Source organism: Cognatishimia activa, from assembly GCF_001458335.1.
GTDB lineage: Bacteria > Pseudomonadota > Alphaproteobacteria > Rhodobacterales > Rhodobacteraceae > Cognatishimia > Cognatishimia activa.
Genome location: NZ_CYTO01000008.1, coordinates 1 through 14,123, shown reverse-complemented (window position 1 = coordinate 14,123; position 14,123 = coordinate 1). Strand labels below are relative to the sequence as shown.

Below are 14,123 nucleotides of genomic sequence, written 5' to 3'. Positions count from 1 at the left end.
CCCTTCAGCCCGGCCGGTTCGGCCGGCCGGGCTCCTTTATGAACGACAGGACGCATAGAATGCTCGACGCTGCTGCAAATGACGAAACCTTGCTAGAGGTCAACAATATCGAGGTGATCTACAACCACGTGATCCTCGTCTTGAAAGGCGTGAGCCTGAGCGTGCCCAAGGGTGGCATCGTGGCCCTGCTTGGGGGCAACGGGGCGGGGAAGACCACCACCCTAAAGGCCGTGTCTAACCTGCTGCATTCCGAACGCGGCGAAGTCACCAAAGGATCGGTCCACTATCGTGGAGACCGCGTGCAGGACCTTGATCCCGCTGCTTTGGTGAAGCGCGGTGTTATTCAAGTGATGGAAGGCCGGCACTGCTTTGAGCACCTGACCGTCGAAGAAAATCTGCTGACCGGGGCCTATACCCGGACGGATGGCAAAGCCGCCATCCAGCGCGATCTAGAAATGGTCTACCACTACTTCCCGCGCATCAAAGAACGTCGGAAATCTCAGGCAGGCTACACGTCCGGTGGGGAACAACAAATGGTCGCCATGGGGCGCGCGTTGATGAGCCGCCCAGAGACGATTTTGCTTGATGAGCCCTCCATGGGACTCGCGCCGCAACTGGTGGAGCAGATCTTTGAGATCGTGAAATCAGTGAATGAGAACGAAGGCGTGACCTTCCTCTTGGCAGAACAGAACACCAACGTGGCGCTACGCTATGCGCATTACGGCTACATTTTGGAATCCGGTCGTGTCGTGATGGACGGCCCCGCGGCTGAACTTCGCGAAAACCCTGATGTGAAAGAATTCTACCTCGGCATGTCCGAGGAAGGGCGGAAGTCTTTCCGAGACGTGCGGTCCTACCGCCGTCGGAAGCGCTGGCTAAGCTGATCTGCTTGTTTGATCCCCTTCGCGCCAAAGACACAACTAAGGAAGACAGTTTATGACCCGGTATTTTGATAAGCTGGAAACGCGGTCACAGGATGAACGTGCGGCAGATATCGCCAAAGCACTGCCAGAACAAATTGCCCGCGCCAAAGCTTTGCCCGGATATGCTGCAGCGTTAGCCGATGTGGATCCGTCAGGCGTGACGTCGATCTCAGATCTCGCGTCATTGCCTGTCTTGCGGAAGTCAGCTCTCGTTGAGGCTCAGAAAGCGTCAGCGCCTTTGGGAGGATACAACGCACGACCGGCACAAGACTTCGAGCATCTTTTTCAATCGCCCGGACCAATCTATGAGCCCGGCGGCACCGGACATGACTGGTGGCGCATGGGGAGGTTCCTTCACGCGTGTGGAATAGGACAGGGTGACATCGTTCAGAACTGTTTTGGGTATCACCTAACGCCTGCAGGCATGATTTTTGAAAGTGGCGCGCGGGCCGTCGGCGCGTCGGTTATCCCTGCGGGGACAGGCCAGACTGAACTCCAGATCGAGGCAGCCGCTGCTTTGGGTAGTACCGCTTACGCCGGTACACCTGACTATCTGAAGATTATTTTGGACAAAGCTGATGGACTGGGTACGAAGCTTGGCATCACCAAAGCTGCCGTTGGCGGCGGTGCGCTGTTCCCCAGTCTTAGGGACTATTATGAGGCGCGTGGGATCAGCTGCTTGCAGTGTTATGCCACTGCGGATCTAGGTAACATCGCTTACGAGTCCGCTTCAAAAGAAGGCATGATACTGGACGAGCATGTGATCGTTGAAATCGTGACGCCCGGAACTGGTATTCCTGTTGCGCCGGGCCAAGTTGGCGAAGTTCTCGTGACCACTTTGAACCCGGACTATCCGCTGATCCGTTTTGCGACGGGTGATATGTCCGCCGTCATGGAAGGTGAAAGCCCTTGCGGACGAACCAACCTGCGGATCAAAGGTTGGATGGGCCGCGCAGATCAAACCGCAAAAATCAAAGGCATGTTTGTACGGCCTGAGCAGGTGGCTGCACTAGTGGCACGTCATGACGAGGTGGCCAAAGCACGCGTTGTTGCCAGTCGTGAAGGCGAACAAGATGTGATGACCGTACAGCTTGAAACGCCACGTGCAGATGCGGACAGCTATCAAGAGAGCATCGTGGGACTTCTCAAATTGAAAGGGCGTGTTGAATTGGTTGCCCCGGGATCCTTGCCAAATGATGGCGTCGTGATTGAGGATCAACGCAGCTATGACTAAAGTTTTGTGATCCTTGATGGATCAAAAAGTTGCCTTAATTGAATAAATGACGCCCGCGTGGCCGTGGCGAATTCTGTTTAATATATTGAATTAGAAGCAACTTTACCTGCCCCATTTTTGCCCCAATTCGGCGTTAACCTTCCTTTAACCAACGGAAGAACTCCGATTTGAGCAGAGGCAAAATCAGGCATGCCAGCAACGTATACAGACCAGTTTTGGGTCCTTGACCCGTATGCCCCTCCGCCTGCGGGTACGGCGCTTGCCGTACAGAATTATGATCTCGTAGACCAAGATGATGATGGTGATATCGGTCGTTTTGGCGGTGATACGATCAATGGCGTTGACGTTACACGGGCCTACCCAGGCGACACGGTGACTGTCACCCTTGATGATGGTTCCTCGATGACTGTGACAGGAACGACGTTTTATCTGGCGAACGGGACGCAGGTTTTCACACCCACTGACGGCAGCGTGCTCCAAGATGCTACCTTTTCCAGCTCCGGTTTTGTTACAACAACAGGGGTTCTGGATGTTAGCGAAGACCTCGGTCCTCCTTGCTTAACAAGCGGTACACTCATTCAGACAGATGAAGGACCGCGATTGGTCGAAGACCTTGAGTCCGGTTCGATCTTGTTGGGACCAGAAGGTCAGAGTCAGACGCTGCGTATGGTGCTTAAGACCAGTTTCTGTGCGCGTCAGTTGGGTGAGATTTCAAAGCTTTTGCCGGTTCGGATTGTGGCGGGCGCATTGGGCAATGGTCTGCCAAAGCGAGATCTTTTGGTGTCCCGTCAACACCGGATGCTTTTGAATGCCCCTATGGTCAAACGCATGTTTGGTCACGCGGAAGTTTTGGTGCCTGCCATACGTTTAACTGATCTTCCGGGCATCTACGTTGATCACTCTGTGAAGTCTGTGACTTACTATCATTTGGTTTTTGACCAACACGAGATCATCTATGCGGAAGGTGCAGCGACCGAGAGCCTTTATACAGGACCTGAGGCGCTTCGCAGCGTGCCTGACGACGCGCTGTCTGAGCTGCTGCTTATGTTCCCTGATCTAAAGCGGCGTCCAGAGATGACCGAGCCGGCTTTGCCAATCCCAGAGCGTGCAGAGCAAAAAGAGCTGATTTCTCGTCTAGGCGGTGCAATCTACCCGATTTTGCAGCGTGCCTAACCATCTGCCGTTAAGCATATTTCCAATAAGAAAAGCCGCCCTAAATAGAGCGGCTTTCAAAATCACCAATTGGCGTCAGTAAACCTAACGGCTTAACCCTGACGCGCTTTGAACCGGCGTTGCGTTTTGTTGATCACATAAACGCGGCCCTTACGGCGCACAACACGGCAGTCGCGGTGACGCTGCTTGAGCGAGCGGAGCGAGTTCTTGACCTTCATGGCAATCTCCTCATTTCGCGGCGCGACATGCGCCTGGTTAATCGGGCACCCCTGAATGGGGCAATGAATTCATGGTGGGCGATACTAGGATCGAACTAGTGACCCCTTCGATGTCAACGAAGTGCTCTACCGCTGAGCTAATCGCCCATGAAACCTTTGCGAAGCTGGCCCTTCAAGAAAAAGGGCGCGGAAATCCGCGCTGGTGGAGGGTCTATAAAAGGAGTCGTAGGGGGGATCAAGAGCTTTCGACAAATATCTTTTTTGCGCTATGTTCTAATCTGAATAAGGAGAGCAAATGCCTGCACGCGCTTATATATTGGATCGACCCAAAGAGCTGACCTCTGCCGTTGTATTTGCATCTCCACACAGTGGCAATGACTACCCGGATTGGTTCCTACGCCGCTCTATTTTGAATGCTATGAGTATTCGCAGCAGCGAAGACGCCTTTGTAGACAGGCTTTTTGAAGCAGCGCCGGAATTCGGCGCGCCTATCCTCAAAGCCGGCGCACCGCGCGCCTTTGTGGATTACAACCGAAGTTCAGAAGAATTGGACCCGGCACTGATTGCAGGAGTGAAATGGACCGGGAACAATCCACGGATTGCTTCCGGTTTAGGAGTGATTCCTCGCGTGGTATCCAATGCGCGCCCCATTTATCGGGGCAAACTGCGGATTGATGAAGCGGAAAGCCGCCTGACCAATTATTGGCATCCCTACCACAACGTCCTTAAGTCATTAATCCATGAGGCAGAGGTTGAATTTGGTCGCGCGATCCTGGTGGATTGCCATTCAATGCCTCATGAGGCTCTGGAAAACGTGCGTCTGAAAAACGGAAAGCGGCCAGAGATTGTGCTGGGTGACCGGTTTGGTGCGTCTGCCCATCCTGAAATTGTCGAAGAAATTGAAGCGGCGTTTAAGGCCGTGGGGTTTGTTGTGTCGCGCAACACTCCGTTTGCTGGGGCCTATGTTACGCAACATTATGGTCGCCCCTCACGTCGTCATCACGCGGTGCAGGTTGAGATCGATAGATCGCTCTATATGAACGAAGCGCGGATCGCACCAAATTCCCAATTTGATGATGTTCGACGTGCATTGCGATCCGTCACCGAACAGATCGCCCGTATTGGCCACGCGCCGCAGCGCTTGGCGGCAGAGTAAGTCAGTCACTTATTTGCGTATTGCACGCCCTTTTTGGATGGCATCAGACCCAAAACGCTTGCGGATGGCATCCGTTGCGCGCTCGGCTTTGCGTCGTTTGGCCGCCTGAGGGTCTAGCAAATCCGCGCTGAGGTCGGCAGCGCTCTCGTCCACAATATCGGAAATACCCACGCCAATGAGACGATAGGGACCTTGGTCACCGACTTGGTCCAAAAGTCCGCGGGCCGTTTGGTAGATTGTGTCCGCCATTTGCGTGGCGTCGCGCAGGCTAATCCTGCGAGAGATCAGGGAAAAGTTTGCGCGTTTGAGCTTCAACGTCACAACACGCCCGGCTTTGCCTTTTGCCTTTGCGCGATCCGCGACCTGTTCGCTGAGCCGCCACATATGACCGTCAAGCAGCTCAATGCTGCTCGTGTCTTCAAAGAATGTGGTTTCTTTGCTGATGCTTTTCACCGGTTGCCGCGCTGAGACTTTCCGACGGTCTTGTCCGCGTGCAAGGTGCCAAAGGCGATACCCCATGGAGCCAAATCGTTCGGTGAGTTCTTGCTGATCCCAACGCAGAAGGTCGGAGAAGGTGTGAATACCTGCGCGTTCAAGACCTTCTTGTGCGGCCGGTCCAACGCCCCAGATCATGCGAACCGGTTTGTCGCGCAAGAACGCATCGGTTTCCGCCTTGCCGATAACTGCAAACCCCTGAGGCTTGTCGAGATCCGAGGCCACTTTAGCGAGGAACTTGTTGTGGCTCAGGCCAATGGACCCAGTGACACCGATCTCCTCTTTCATGCGTTTAACAAGTCGCGCCAGCATCACCGCCGGAGGGGCGCCATGCAGTTTGGCAGTTCCGGTGAGGTCCATGAATGCTTCGTCCAGCGAAAGTGGCTCGACTGAGGGCGTAAGCTCATCCATCAATGCGCGGATTTGACGGCTGGTTTCGACATAAACCGACATGCGCGGTTTTACGATCACCGCGTCGGGACACAGCTTGGTTGCCTGAAACATTGGCATTGCCGACCGGACACCCCGAATACGCGCGACATAACAGGCCGTCGAGACCACGCCCCGCCGCCCACCGCCAATAATGACTGGTTTATCCGCCAATTCCGGGTTGTCGCGTTTTTCCACGCTTGCGTAGAAGGCATCGCAATCCATATGCGCTATAGAAAGGTCAAATAGCTCGTCATGACGCACGATGCGCAAGCTGCCACACTCAGGACAGCGGCGCGCATCAGTGACTTCGGACAGGCAATCGCGGCAGAGGGCAGGCATTGGAGTTTCCGGCGATGGGTGAGGTACCCAGCATAGCATTTCGATCAGGTGAGGGCATCCGTTTTCACGGTGCGAAGGTGGCAGTTTTTGTCGGTAGCAAGCTCGTCACCTTATTGCGCGATGAAAAACCTGACATCCCTTGGCCCGGTGCCTGGGATTTGCCCGGAGGTGGGCGCGAGGGAGCGGAAAGTGGTTGGGACTGCGCTGCGCGAGAATGCTTTGAAGAGGTCAGCCTAAAGCTATCGCCCAATGATGCCATTTGGGCGAAATGCTATGAAAGCAAGGGCCTAAATTTCTGGTTCTTCGTCGCGCGGGTCGATGCCAATCGTCAAGAAGAGCTTGTGCTTGGCTCTGAGGGCCAAAGTATCAGGCTCATGGCTGTTGACGACTTCCTATGTGATGCAGACGCGGTGCCGCATTTTCAGAAGCGGTTGGCGGATTGGATCAGCGGTTTGGCCGCTGAGCCTGAACCGAGCTGAGTTCCTGAACGATCGCTTCTGCTGCGGCACGCGGGTTTTCTGAACGCCAGATTGGGCGGCCAACGACAATGTGGTCTGCACCATCTGCGACAGCGCTTGCAGGAGTTGCCACGCGTTTTTGGTCGCCTAGGTCGGCACCCGCTGGACGAACCCCTGGTGTCACGATCAACTTGCCTTCCGCTTCCGGCAATGCGCGGATCAGAGCAGCCTCTTGTGGGCTGGCGATCACACCATCGGCGCCCGCAGCAAAGGCATTGCCTGCGCGTTCTTGTACCAGATTCCGGATTTCACCGTCCTTGATCAGTGCACCATTTAGATCTTCGCGATCCAGAGAGGTCAGAATGGTCACCGCCAAGATTTTCATATCTTTACCGGACGCGCCTTCTTTAGCGGCTTTCACCACATAGGGGTCGCCATGCACGGTCAGGAAATCCAGATCAAATTGAGCCAAGCCACGAACCGCGTTTTCGACCGTTGCGCCGATGTCAAAGAGCTTCATGTCGAGGAAGATCTTTTTGCCGTGTTCGCCTTTGAGCTCATTCGCCAGTGCCAGGCCGCCGCCGGTCAGCATGCCAAGGCCGATCTTATAAAACGACACCGCATCGCCGATCTGTTCGGCCAGTTTCAGACCTTCGATGGCATTGGGCACGTCTAGGGCTACAATCAGGCGGTCGTCAGCTTTTGTCATGGGGCGGCTCCGGCAGGCAAAGGGTGGCAAAGAAACTGGCCCTGTCTAGGCAGCGTAGCACGCAATATCAAGCGTGTTTCAAATGACGTTACCCAGCCAATCGAATGACGCGTTGTTCGCGCAGCCTAGGCATCGCGTGTTTGCTTACTTCTAAAGATTTGCCACGGTGCTCCGGCATGCGCCGCAATTGCCGAATGGCCTCTTTGGCCAAAATACCGTTCACGCTCTGGTGGGATAAAACATGATCTAACCGCACGGTGGATTGGACCTGTATCCGTTCGCCGTGCTCGCCATGTAGGCAAAACGTCCCCACACATTTGTTGTCCCCAAATTTTCGCCGGTCCAGCAGTTCGAGATGTATGACTTTCATGTCGACCTCCGGCCTTCGTCTTAGATGTGTAGAGTTAAGGTGACCCTTACTTGTCTAAACGCGCCGAAATCTCTGGTCGAAACTGGATCGCAAGGTCTTGAATGCTTAAGGTAAAGTCACCAATTTGTGAGTGAGGCCCAAAACGGGGCGTGCCGCAAAGCGGGCGCCATTCCAAATCCGGGCGCTTATAAAAGGAGAGAGACCATGGACTTCAATAAGTTCACGGAGCGGTCGCGTGGATTCGTGCAGGCAGCACAGACCATCGCGATGCGGGAAAACCACCAGCGGGTGATGCCCGAACATATTCTGAAAGCATTGATGGATGATGATCAGGGGCTTGCATCCAATCTGATCAAACGTGCCGGTGGCGCGCCAAGCCGTGTGGTTGAGGCGCTGGACACGGCCATGTCCAAAATTCCTCAGGTATCCGGCGATGCCGGGCAGGCCTATATGGACAATGCAACGGCGAAGGTCCTGACTGAGGCCGAGAAAGTCGCCAAGAAAGCGGGCGACAGTTTTGTTCCGGTGGAACGTATTCTCATGGCGCTGGCCTTGGTGAAGTCCAAGGCACGCGAAGCGTTGGAAGCGGGCGCTGTAAATGCACAGGCTCTAAACGGCGCGATCAATGACATTCGCAAAGGGCGTACTGCGGATACAGCTTCTGCGGAAGAAGGTTACGACGCACTTAAGAAGTATGCTCAGGATCTGACCGAGCGTGCGCGCGAAGGCAAAATCGACCCTATCATTGGACGAGATGATGAAATTCGCCGTGCCATGCAGGTCCTGTCCCGCCGTACAAAAAATAACCCGGTTCTGATTGGTGAACCCGGCGTGGGTAAGACTGCGATTGCAGAAGGCCTTGCGCTGCGCATCGTGAATGGCGACGTGCCGGAATCTCTGCGCAATAAGCAATTGTTGGCGCTTGATATGGGCGCCCTGATTGCGGGCGCGAAGTATCGCGGTGAATTTGAGGAGCGTTTGAAAGCTGTTCTGACTGAAGTCACCGAGGCCGCTGGCGATATTATTCTGTTCATTGACGAGATGCATACGCTGGTTGGCGCGGGTAAAACCGATGGTGCCATGGATGCGGCCAACCTTATCAAGCCAGCCTTGGCGCGGGGTGAGCTGCACTGCGTGGGTGCGACCACGCTGGATGAGTACCGCAAACACGTCGAAAAAGACGCGGCCCTGGCGCGGCGCTTCCAGCCTTTGGTTGTGGAAGAGCCAACTGTTGAGGACACGATCTCGATCCTTCGCGGTATCAAAGAGAAATACGAGCTCCACCACGGGGTACGAATTTCTGACTCCGCTTTGGTCTCAGCGTCTACGTTAAGTCATCGCTATATCACTGACCGGTTCCTGCCGGACAAAGCGATTGATTTGGTGGACGAAGCGGCAAGCCGTCTTCGTATGGAAGTCGACTCTAAACCAGAGGAACTCGACGCATTGGATCGCCAGATCTTGCAACTTCAGATCGAGGCGGAAGCGTTGCGTCTGGAAGATGATGCGGCGTCCAAGGATCGGTTGGAGAAGCTCGAGAAAGATTTGGCTGACCTGCAAGACAAGTCATCAGAGATGACAGCGCAATGGCAGGCTGGCCGCGATAAGCTCGCGTCTGCGCGTGACCTGAAAGAACAGCTCGATCAAGCGCGTGCCGAACTCGACATCGCGAAACGTGATGGCAATCTCGCGAAAGCGGGCGAGCTGAGCTATGGCGTTATACCGGGGCTTGAGAAGCAGCTTGCCGAGGCGGAAGAATCCGAAGGCGACATGACGATTGAGGAAGCGGTGCGTCCAGAGCAAATCGCTCAGGTGGTCGAACGCTGGACAGGTATCCCGACCTCCAAAATGCTGGAAGGGGATCGTGAGAAACTCTTGCGCATGGAAGACCAACTGCACAAACGCGTCATCGGTCAGGGTACTGCGGTGACCGCGGTTGCGAACGCGGTGCGCCGTGCGCGCGCTGGGCTTAATGATGAGAATCGACCACTTGGATCGTTCCTATTCTTGGGGCCAACCGGGGTCGGTAAAACCGAGCTGACCAAAGCGGTCGCCGATTTCCTCTTTGATGATGACAGCGCCATGGTGCGTATTGATATGTCGGAGTTCATGGAGAAACACGCGGTGGCCCGTTTGATCGGCGCGCCTCCGGGCTATGTTGGCTATGACGAGGGTGGTGTGCTGACGGAAGCGGTTCGCCGGCGTCCGTATCAGGTGGTTCTGTTTGACGAAGTCGAAAAGGCGCACCCGGACGTCTTCAACGTGCTGTTGCAGGTTCTTGATGATGGTGTGCTGACGGATGGCCAAGGCCGAACTGTCGACTTCAAACAAACACTGATCATCCTGACGTCGAACCTTGGTGCGCAGGCGCTCAGCCAGCTGCCCGATGGTGCAGATGCGTCTCAGGCCAAACGGGATGTGATGGACGCGGTGCGCGCGCATTTCCGTCCGGAGTTCCTGAACCGTCTGGATGAAACCATCATCTTTGACCGTCTTGGTCGCGAAGACATGGATGGGATTGTGGATATCCAACTTGCCCGCCTTCGCAAGCGCCTTGCCGCGCGTAAGATCGAGATCACCCTGGATGATGCCGCCCGCAAATGGTTGGCGGATGAAGGATATGACCCTGTCTTTGGGGCACGCCCATTGAAACGCGTGATCCAACGCGCGTTGCAGAACCCATTGGCAGAGATGCTGCTTGCAGGTGACGTGAAGGACGGCGAAACGATCCCAGTCAGCGCCAAAGAAGGCGGTTTGATGATCGGAGATCGACTGGGTTCCAGCAACTCACCCAAACCGGATGATGCAGTCGTCCACTAAGGAACTCAAATTGAAGAAACAGGTTGGCCGGGCTTTCGCCCGGCTTTCCTTTGCAACATTTCTCACGAAATTCCCCACCCGGATTGGCAGCAACGTGACTTGCTCGTTGGCGTGATCTCTCCCACAGTGCGTGCATCCAATAGCCAGCCGGGAGCCAGCATTATGTCGATGGAACGCGCCTTTTACGTTGTCGAGTTTTTGGGACTTCTGTTTGTCTGGGTTGTCGGCCTTATGGCCCTAGCTGCGGTTGTGCTTTTTATTATCGACCGCACGCAGACCGGCGATGCGGTGCGCAGGAACTACCCGGTTATTGGGCGGTTTCGGCATATTTTCAGCGAGTTAGGGGAGTTCTTCCGCCAGTATTTCTTTGCAATGGATCGCGAAGAGATGCCGTTTAACCGGGCCCAACGTGACTGGGTCGCACGGGCCGCGCGCGGTAAAAGCAATACGATCTCTTTTGGATCCACGCGAAATATCAACACGGCAGGCACGCCGATTTTTGTGAACGATCCCTATCCGCCACTGGATGATCAGTTCGCTGCGTCCGAACCTTTGCTGATCGGACCAACCGCGAAACAGCCCTATCTAGCGCCATCCTTCTTTAACCTTTCCGGCATGAGCTATGGCGCCCTGTCTCGCCCAGCGGTTCAGGCACTGTCGCGAGGTTGCAAAGAAGCGGGTATTTGGATGAATACCGGGGAAGGGGGCGTGTCGCGGTATCACCTGGAAGGTGGCTGCGACATTGTCTTTCAGATCGGGACGGCAAAATATGGTGTTCGCGATGAGCACGGTGGTTTGAGCGATGACAAGCTCCGAGCCGTCGCCGAGCATGATGAGATCAAAATGTTTGAACTCAAGCTGGCCCAAGGTGCGAAGCCGGGCAAAGGCGGTATCCTTCCCGGCGAAAAAGTAACGGAGGAAATCGCGGCGATACGCGGTATTTCAGTGGGTGAAAGTAGCCTGTCGCCTAACCGGCATCGCGAAATCAGCAATAACGACGAGTTGTTGGATATGATTGCGCATATCCGCGACGTCACCGGGAAGCCAGTTGGCATCAAAATTGTGGTTGGCTCACCGGATCACACGCGTGCTTTGTTTGAAACCATCGCCAAGCGGGGCTCAGACGATGCGCCTGACTTTATAACGATCGATGGGGGCGAGGGCGGCACTGGTGCGGCCCCCATGCCGTTGATGGATCTGGTCGGTATGACCATTAGAGAAGCTTTGCCACGGGTTGCTGATCTGCGCGCAGAGTTTGGATTGACTGACCGAATTCGACTGATCGCCAGCGGTAAACTCGTGAATCCCGGCGATGTCGCTTGGGCTTTGGCCGCTGGTGCAGATTTTGTCGTGTCCGCCCGGGGTTTCATGTTCTCACTTGGCTGCATCCAAGCTTTGAAATGCAGCAAGAACACGTGCCCAACCGGGATCACCACCCATGATCCGCGTTTCCAGAAGGGCTTGGTGCCGGAAAGCAAATATCAGCGGGTGGCACATTACGCGCAAGGTATCATCAAAGAAGTTGAAGTGATCGCGCATTCGGTGGGCGTGAGCGAGCCGCGCAAGCTGCGGCGTCATCATGTGCGTTTGGTGCAAGACACTGGGCGGTCCGAGCGCATGAGCCATATTTACCCTGAGATTGGTTAGAGCGCTCGTCGACAATTGTTACAGCCATCCCACCACATCGTTATGTGATGTGGTTTGGCTTGCTTGGCACGGGTCTCTACATCACTCTTAAGCAAACACGAGTGACCACAGGAGACCCCATGGCCCATCGCTGGAAGAACAAACTAAGCAGAGACGACGTTACCCCATACGGTGCGTTTATGAATCGTCGTCAGGTGATGGCGGGTTTCGCGGGCCTTGGATTGGCGACAATGGCAGGTGGCAAAGCGCAAGCATCAGCGCTTGAGCCCAACAGCTGGGAAGAGATCACCACCTACAACAACTTCTATGAATTCGGCACCGGCAAGGATGATCCTGCTAAGAACGCGCATCGACTGACGACGTCCCCTTGGTCGATCACGATCGACGGCCTGGTGGACCGCCCCGGTGACTATGCGTTTGATGAAATCATGGCGGCGATGACCGTTGAAGAGCGGATCTATCGATTCCGCTGCGTCGAAGCCTGGTCGATGGTTGTCCCGTGGAATGGGTTTGAGCTGAAAGACCTGCTGGATCTGGCTGGGGTTCAAGATGGCGCGAAATACGTAGCGTTTGAAACGCTCTATCGTCCCGAAGAAATGGTCGGCCAAAAGTTCGGCACGCTAGATTGGCCTTATGTTGAGGGTCTGCGTCTGGATGAAGCGATGCACCCGCTTACGCTGATGGCGTCAGGGATCTATGGAAAACCCATGCCGAAACAGAATGGCGCACCGCTGCGATTGGTCGTTCCGTGGAAATACGGCTTTAAGTCGATCAAATCGATTGTGAAAATCACCCTGACTGACAAAGAACCGCCGACCAGCTGGAATAAAGCCAATGGGCGCGAATATGGGTTCTATTCGAATGTGAACCCCGAGGTGGACCACCCGCGCTGGTCTCAGGCGACAGAACGCCAGATCGGTGGCGGAATTTTTGCCAAGCGCATTCCGACATTGATGTTCAATGGCTACGAGGAAGAGGTCGCCGGTCTTTATGACGGCATGGACCTGAAGGAGTTCTATTGAGCCAGCCGGTTCTCATATCTAGGCTGACCTGCCCGCACTGTGGCCACGCTGAAGAGCTGACGATGCCAACCGACATGTGTCAGTTTTTTCATCAATGTGTGGGATGCAATGTGGTCTTGAAACCAGAGCCTGGCGACTGCTGTGTTTTCTGTTCCTATGGCACGGTTCCGTGCCCGCCAATCCAAGATGGCGCTGGTTGCTGCGGAGTAGATTCATGATTGATACTCTCAATAAAAATGTCCGCAAATTACCAGCATGGGTGATCTGTCTGATCGGCGGCCTCTATCCTTTTTGGCTTCTTTGGCTTGCTCTGTCTGGCGACCTGGGTGTCGACCCCGCCAAAGCGATGGAGCATTTGCTAGGAGAGCGTGCGCTGCAAATGCTGATTGCCGGATTGGCGATCACGCCTCTGCGCAACGCCTTTGGCATTAACTTGATCAAATTCCGACGCGCGATTGGTGTTACGGCTTTCTATCTTGTCTTTTCACACTTGCTCGTGTGGCTGGTCCTGGACGTCCAGCTGTTCGACCAGATCTGGGCGGACATCTTGAAGCGACCTTATATTACGATTGGTATGGCGGCCTTTGTGATCATGATCCCGTTGGCGGTGACATCAAACAATTGGTCCGTGCGGAAACTCGGTCGCACGTGGCGCAAACTCCATAAGCTGACTTATGTGATCTGCCTCTTGGGCGGCCTGCATTTTGTAATGCTTGCAAAAGGGTTTCAGTGGGAGCCGGTGCTTTATTTGGGGACAGTGATTGTCTTGCTGCTTATGCGCCTAAAGCTTGCAGGTTTTACCTTTGCTTGGAAACGCGCCTAAACACCTCGGGAAAATAAAGAATCTCGGGTTGGTCGCTCTGAATCAGGGCCTCTCTGATTCACACCCTACTTCAATATTTTGTGGCCGGGCCGTGTAAGGGCACCCAATATAGACCCTGGGGTGTGCCCGACTTTCGAAAACTTCGCGCATCGACATGGCGTTAGCGAGTGTGGATGCCGTTCTGGGATCCAATGAGTGTGATTAAGTTGTTGAATTTAAACGAATTTCACATTTTCTTCAAAAATCTTCGCAAAAAGTCAAAAAAGCTCTTGCGGCTATGGTGAGTTACTCTTAGAACCCCCTT

At 54.7% G+C, this 14,123-nt stretch carries 14 protein-coding genes and 1 tRNA gene; 10 read left to right on the top strand and 5 right to left on the bottom strand.

Annotated features, from left to right (window positions below):
• Positions 1-59 precede the first annotated feature (59 nt).
• The 3 genes from TA5113_RS03590 (at position 60) to TA5113_RS03580 (ending at position 3,330) form a co-directional block, all read left to right on the top strand.
• On the top strand, positions 60-884 hold the full coding sequence (locus TA5113_RS03590; protein WP_058313338.1) for an ABC transporter ATP-binding protein: 825 nt from the start codon (positions 60-62) through the stop codon (positions 882-884).
• Positions 885-936: 52 nt separating this feature from the next.
• Positions 937-2,157, top strand: coding sequence for a phenylacetate--CoA ligase family protein (locus tag TA5113_RS03585; RefSeq protein WP_058313337.1), 1,221 nt, complete (start codon positions 937-939; stop codon positions 2,155-2,157).
• Between the two features lie 189 nt (positions 2,158-2,346).
• Positions 2,347-3,330 carry a Hint domain-containing protein gene (locus tag TA5113_RS03580; RefSeq protein ID WP_058313336.1) on the top strand — a complete coding sequence of 328 codons (984 nt, stop codon included), beginning with the start codon at positions 2,347-2,349 and terminating at the stop codon, positions 3,328-3,330.
• 92 nt (positions 3,331-3,422) lie between these two features.
• Here TA5113_RS03580 and ykgO read toward each other — a convergent pair whose 3' ends face one another.
• Complete coding sequence (gene ykgO / locus TA5113_RS03575; protein ID WP_012177066.1) at positions 3,423-3,548, bottom strand: type B 50S ribosomal protein L36; 126 nt, start codon at positions 3,546-3,548, stop codon at positions 3,423-3,425.
• A gap of 72 nt (positions 3,549-3,620) precedes the next feature.
• A tRNA-Val gene (locus tag TA5113_RS03570) sits at positions 3,621-3,695 on the bottom strand.
• Positions 3,696-3,843: 148 nt separating this feature from the next.
• Here TA5113_RS03570 and TA5113_RS03565 point away from each other — a divergent pair.
• Entirely contained in the window at positions 3,844-4,704 is an 861-nt protein-coding gene (locus TA5113_RS03565; protein ID WP_058313335.1) for an N-formylglutamate amidohydrolase, read from the top strand.
• Between the two features lie 9 nt (positions 4,705-4,713).
• Here the strand turns inward: TA5113_RS03565 and TA5113_RS03560 are convergent, their stop codons facing one another.
• Positions 4,714-5,970 (bottom strand): DNA polymerase IV, encoded by a 1,257-nt coding sequence (locus TA5113_RS03560; RefSeq protein ID WP_058316615.1) that lies wholly within the window; start codon positions 5,968-5,970, stop codon positions 4,714-4,716.
• Between the two features lie 77 nt (positions 5,971-6,047).
• Here TA5113_RS03560 and TA5113_RS03555 point away from each other — a divergent pair, with 77 nt between their 5' ends.
• Positions 6,048-6,449 (top strand): NUDIX domain-containing protein, encoded by a 402-nt coding sequence (locus TA5113_RS03555; protein ID WP_165589377.1) that lies wholly within the window; start codon positions 6,048-6,050, stop codon positions 6,447-6,449.
• Here the strand turns inward: TA5113_RS03555 and pyrF are convergent.
• On the bottom strand, positions 6,415-7,137 hold the full coding sequence (pyrF, locus tag TA5113_RS03550; RefSeq protein ID WP_058313332.1) for an orotidine-5'-phosphate decarboxylase: 723 nt from the start codon (positions 7,135-7,137) through the stop codon (positions 6,415-6,417). The two genes, TA5113_RS03555 and pyrF, sit on opposite strands and share 35 nt — an antisense overlap.
• Positions 7,138-7,225: 88 nt before the next feature.
• Entirely contained in the window at positions 7,226-7,507 is a 282-nt protein-coding gene (locus TA5113_RS03545) for a hypothetical protein (protein WP_058313331.1), read from the bottom strand.
• Between the two features lie 204 nt (positions 7,508-7,711).
• On the opposite strand from TA5113_RS03545, the gene clpB reads away from it, so the two are divergent.
• From clpB to msrQ, 5 genes are all read left to right on the top strand, one after another.
• Positions 7,712-10,327 (top strand): ATP-dependent chaperone ClpB, encoded by a 2,616-nt coding sequence (clpB, locus tag TA5113_RS03540; protein WP_058313330.1) that lies wholly within the window; start codon positions 7,712-7,714, stop codon positions 10,325-10,327.
• 168 nt (positions 10,328-10,495) lie between these two features.
• The gene (locus TA5113_RS03535) at positions 10,496-11,974 is read left to right on the top strand and encodes an FMN-binding glutamate synthase family protein (RefSeq protein ID WP_058313329.1); all 1,479 of its coding nucleotides are present in this window, start codon (positions 10,496-10,498) and stop codon (positions 11,972-11,974) included.
• A gap of 119 nt (positions 11,975-12,093) precedes the next feature.
• Complete coding sequence (gene msrP / locus TA5113_RS03530) at positions 12,094-12,996, top strand: protein-methionine-sulfoxide reductase catalytic subunit MsrP (protein WP_058313756.1); 903 nt, start codon at positions 12,094-12,096, stop codon at positions 12,994-12,996.
• A complete protein-coding gene (locus TA5113_RS17135; RefSeq protein ID WP_082625759.1) occupies positions 12,993-13,214 on the top strand; it encodes a GDCCVxC domain-containing (seleno)protein in 222 nt (73 codons plus the stop codon). The genes msrP and TA5113_RS17135 overlap by 4 nt, the downstream gene beginning before the upstream one ends.
• Positions 13,211-13,819 (top strand): protein-methionine-sulfoxide reductase heme-binding subunit MsrQ, encoded by a 609-nt coding sequence (gene msrQ / locus TA5113_RS03525; protein WP_058313328.1) that lies wholly within the window; start codon positions 13,211-13,213, stop codon positions 13,817-13,819. Before TA5113_RS17135 ends, msrQ begins: the two co-directional genes overlap by 4 nt.
• The last annotated feature ends 304 nt before the right edge of the window (positions 13,820-14,123 follow it).

Excerpts from the sequence above, each read along its gene's own strand:
- TA5113_RS03585 (WP_058313337.1), top strand. The coding sequence starts at position 937 with ATGACCCGGTATTTTGATAAGCTGGAAACGCGGTCACAGGATGAACGT.
- TA5113_RS03565 (WP_058313335.1), top strand. The coding sequence starts at position 3,844 with ATGCCTGCACGCGCTTATATATTGGATCGACCCAAAGAGCTGACCTCT.
- clpB (WP_058313330.1), top strand. The coding sequence starts at position 7,712 with ATGGACTTCAATAAGTTCACGGAGCGGTCGCGTGGATTCGTGCAGGCA.
- TA5113_RS03580 (WP_058313336.1), top strand. The coding sequence starts at position 2,347 with ATGCCAGCAACGTATACAGACCAGTTTTGGGTCCTTGACCCGTATGCC.
- msrP (WP_058313756.1), top strand. The coding sequence starts at position 12,094 with ATGGCCCATCGCTGGAAGAACAAACTAAGCAGAGACGACGTTACCCCA.
- TA5113_RS03535 (WP_058313329.1), top strand. The coding sequence starts at position 10,496 with ATGGAACGCGCCTTTTACGTTGTCGAGTTTTTGGGACTTCTGTTTGTC.
- msrQ (WP_058313328.1), top strand. The coding sequence starts at position 13,211 with ATGATTGATACTCTCAATAAAAATGTCCGCAAATTACCAGCATGGGTG.
- TA5113_RS03545 (WP_058313331.1), bottom strand. The coding sequence starts at position 7,507 with ATGAAAGTCATACATCTCGAACTGCTGGACCGGCGAAAATTTGGGGAC.
- TA5113_RS03590 (WP_058313338.1), top strand. The coding sequence starts at position 60 with ATGCTCGACGCTGCTGCAAATGACGAAACCTTGCTAGAGGTCAACAAT.
- ykgO (WP_012177066.1), bottom strand. The coding sequence starts at position 3,548 with ATGAAGGTCAAGAACTCGCTCCGCTCGCTCAAGCAGCGTCACCGCGAC.
- pyrF (WP_058313332.1), bottom strand. The coding sequence starts at position 7,137 with ATGACAAAAGCTGACGACCGCCTGATTGTAGCCCTAGACGTGCCCAAT.
- TA5113_RS03560 (WP_058316615.1), bottom strand. The coding sequence starts at position 5,970 with ATGCCTGCCCTCTGCCGCGATTGCCTGTCCGAAGTCACTGATGCGCGC.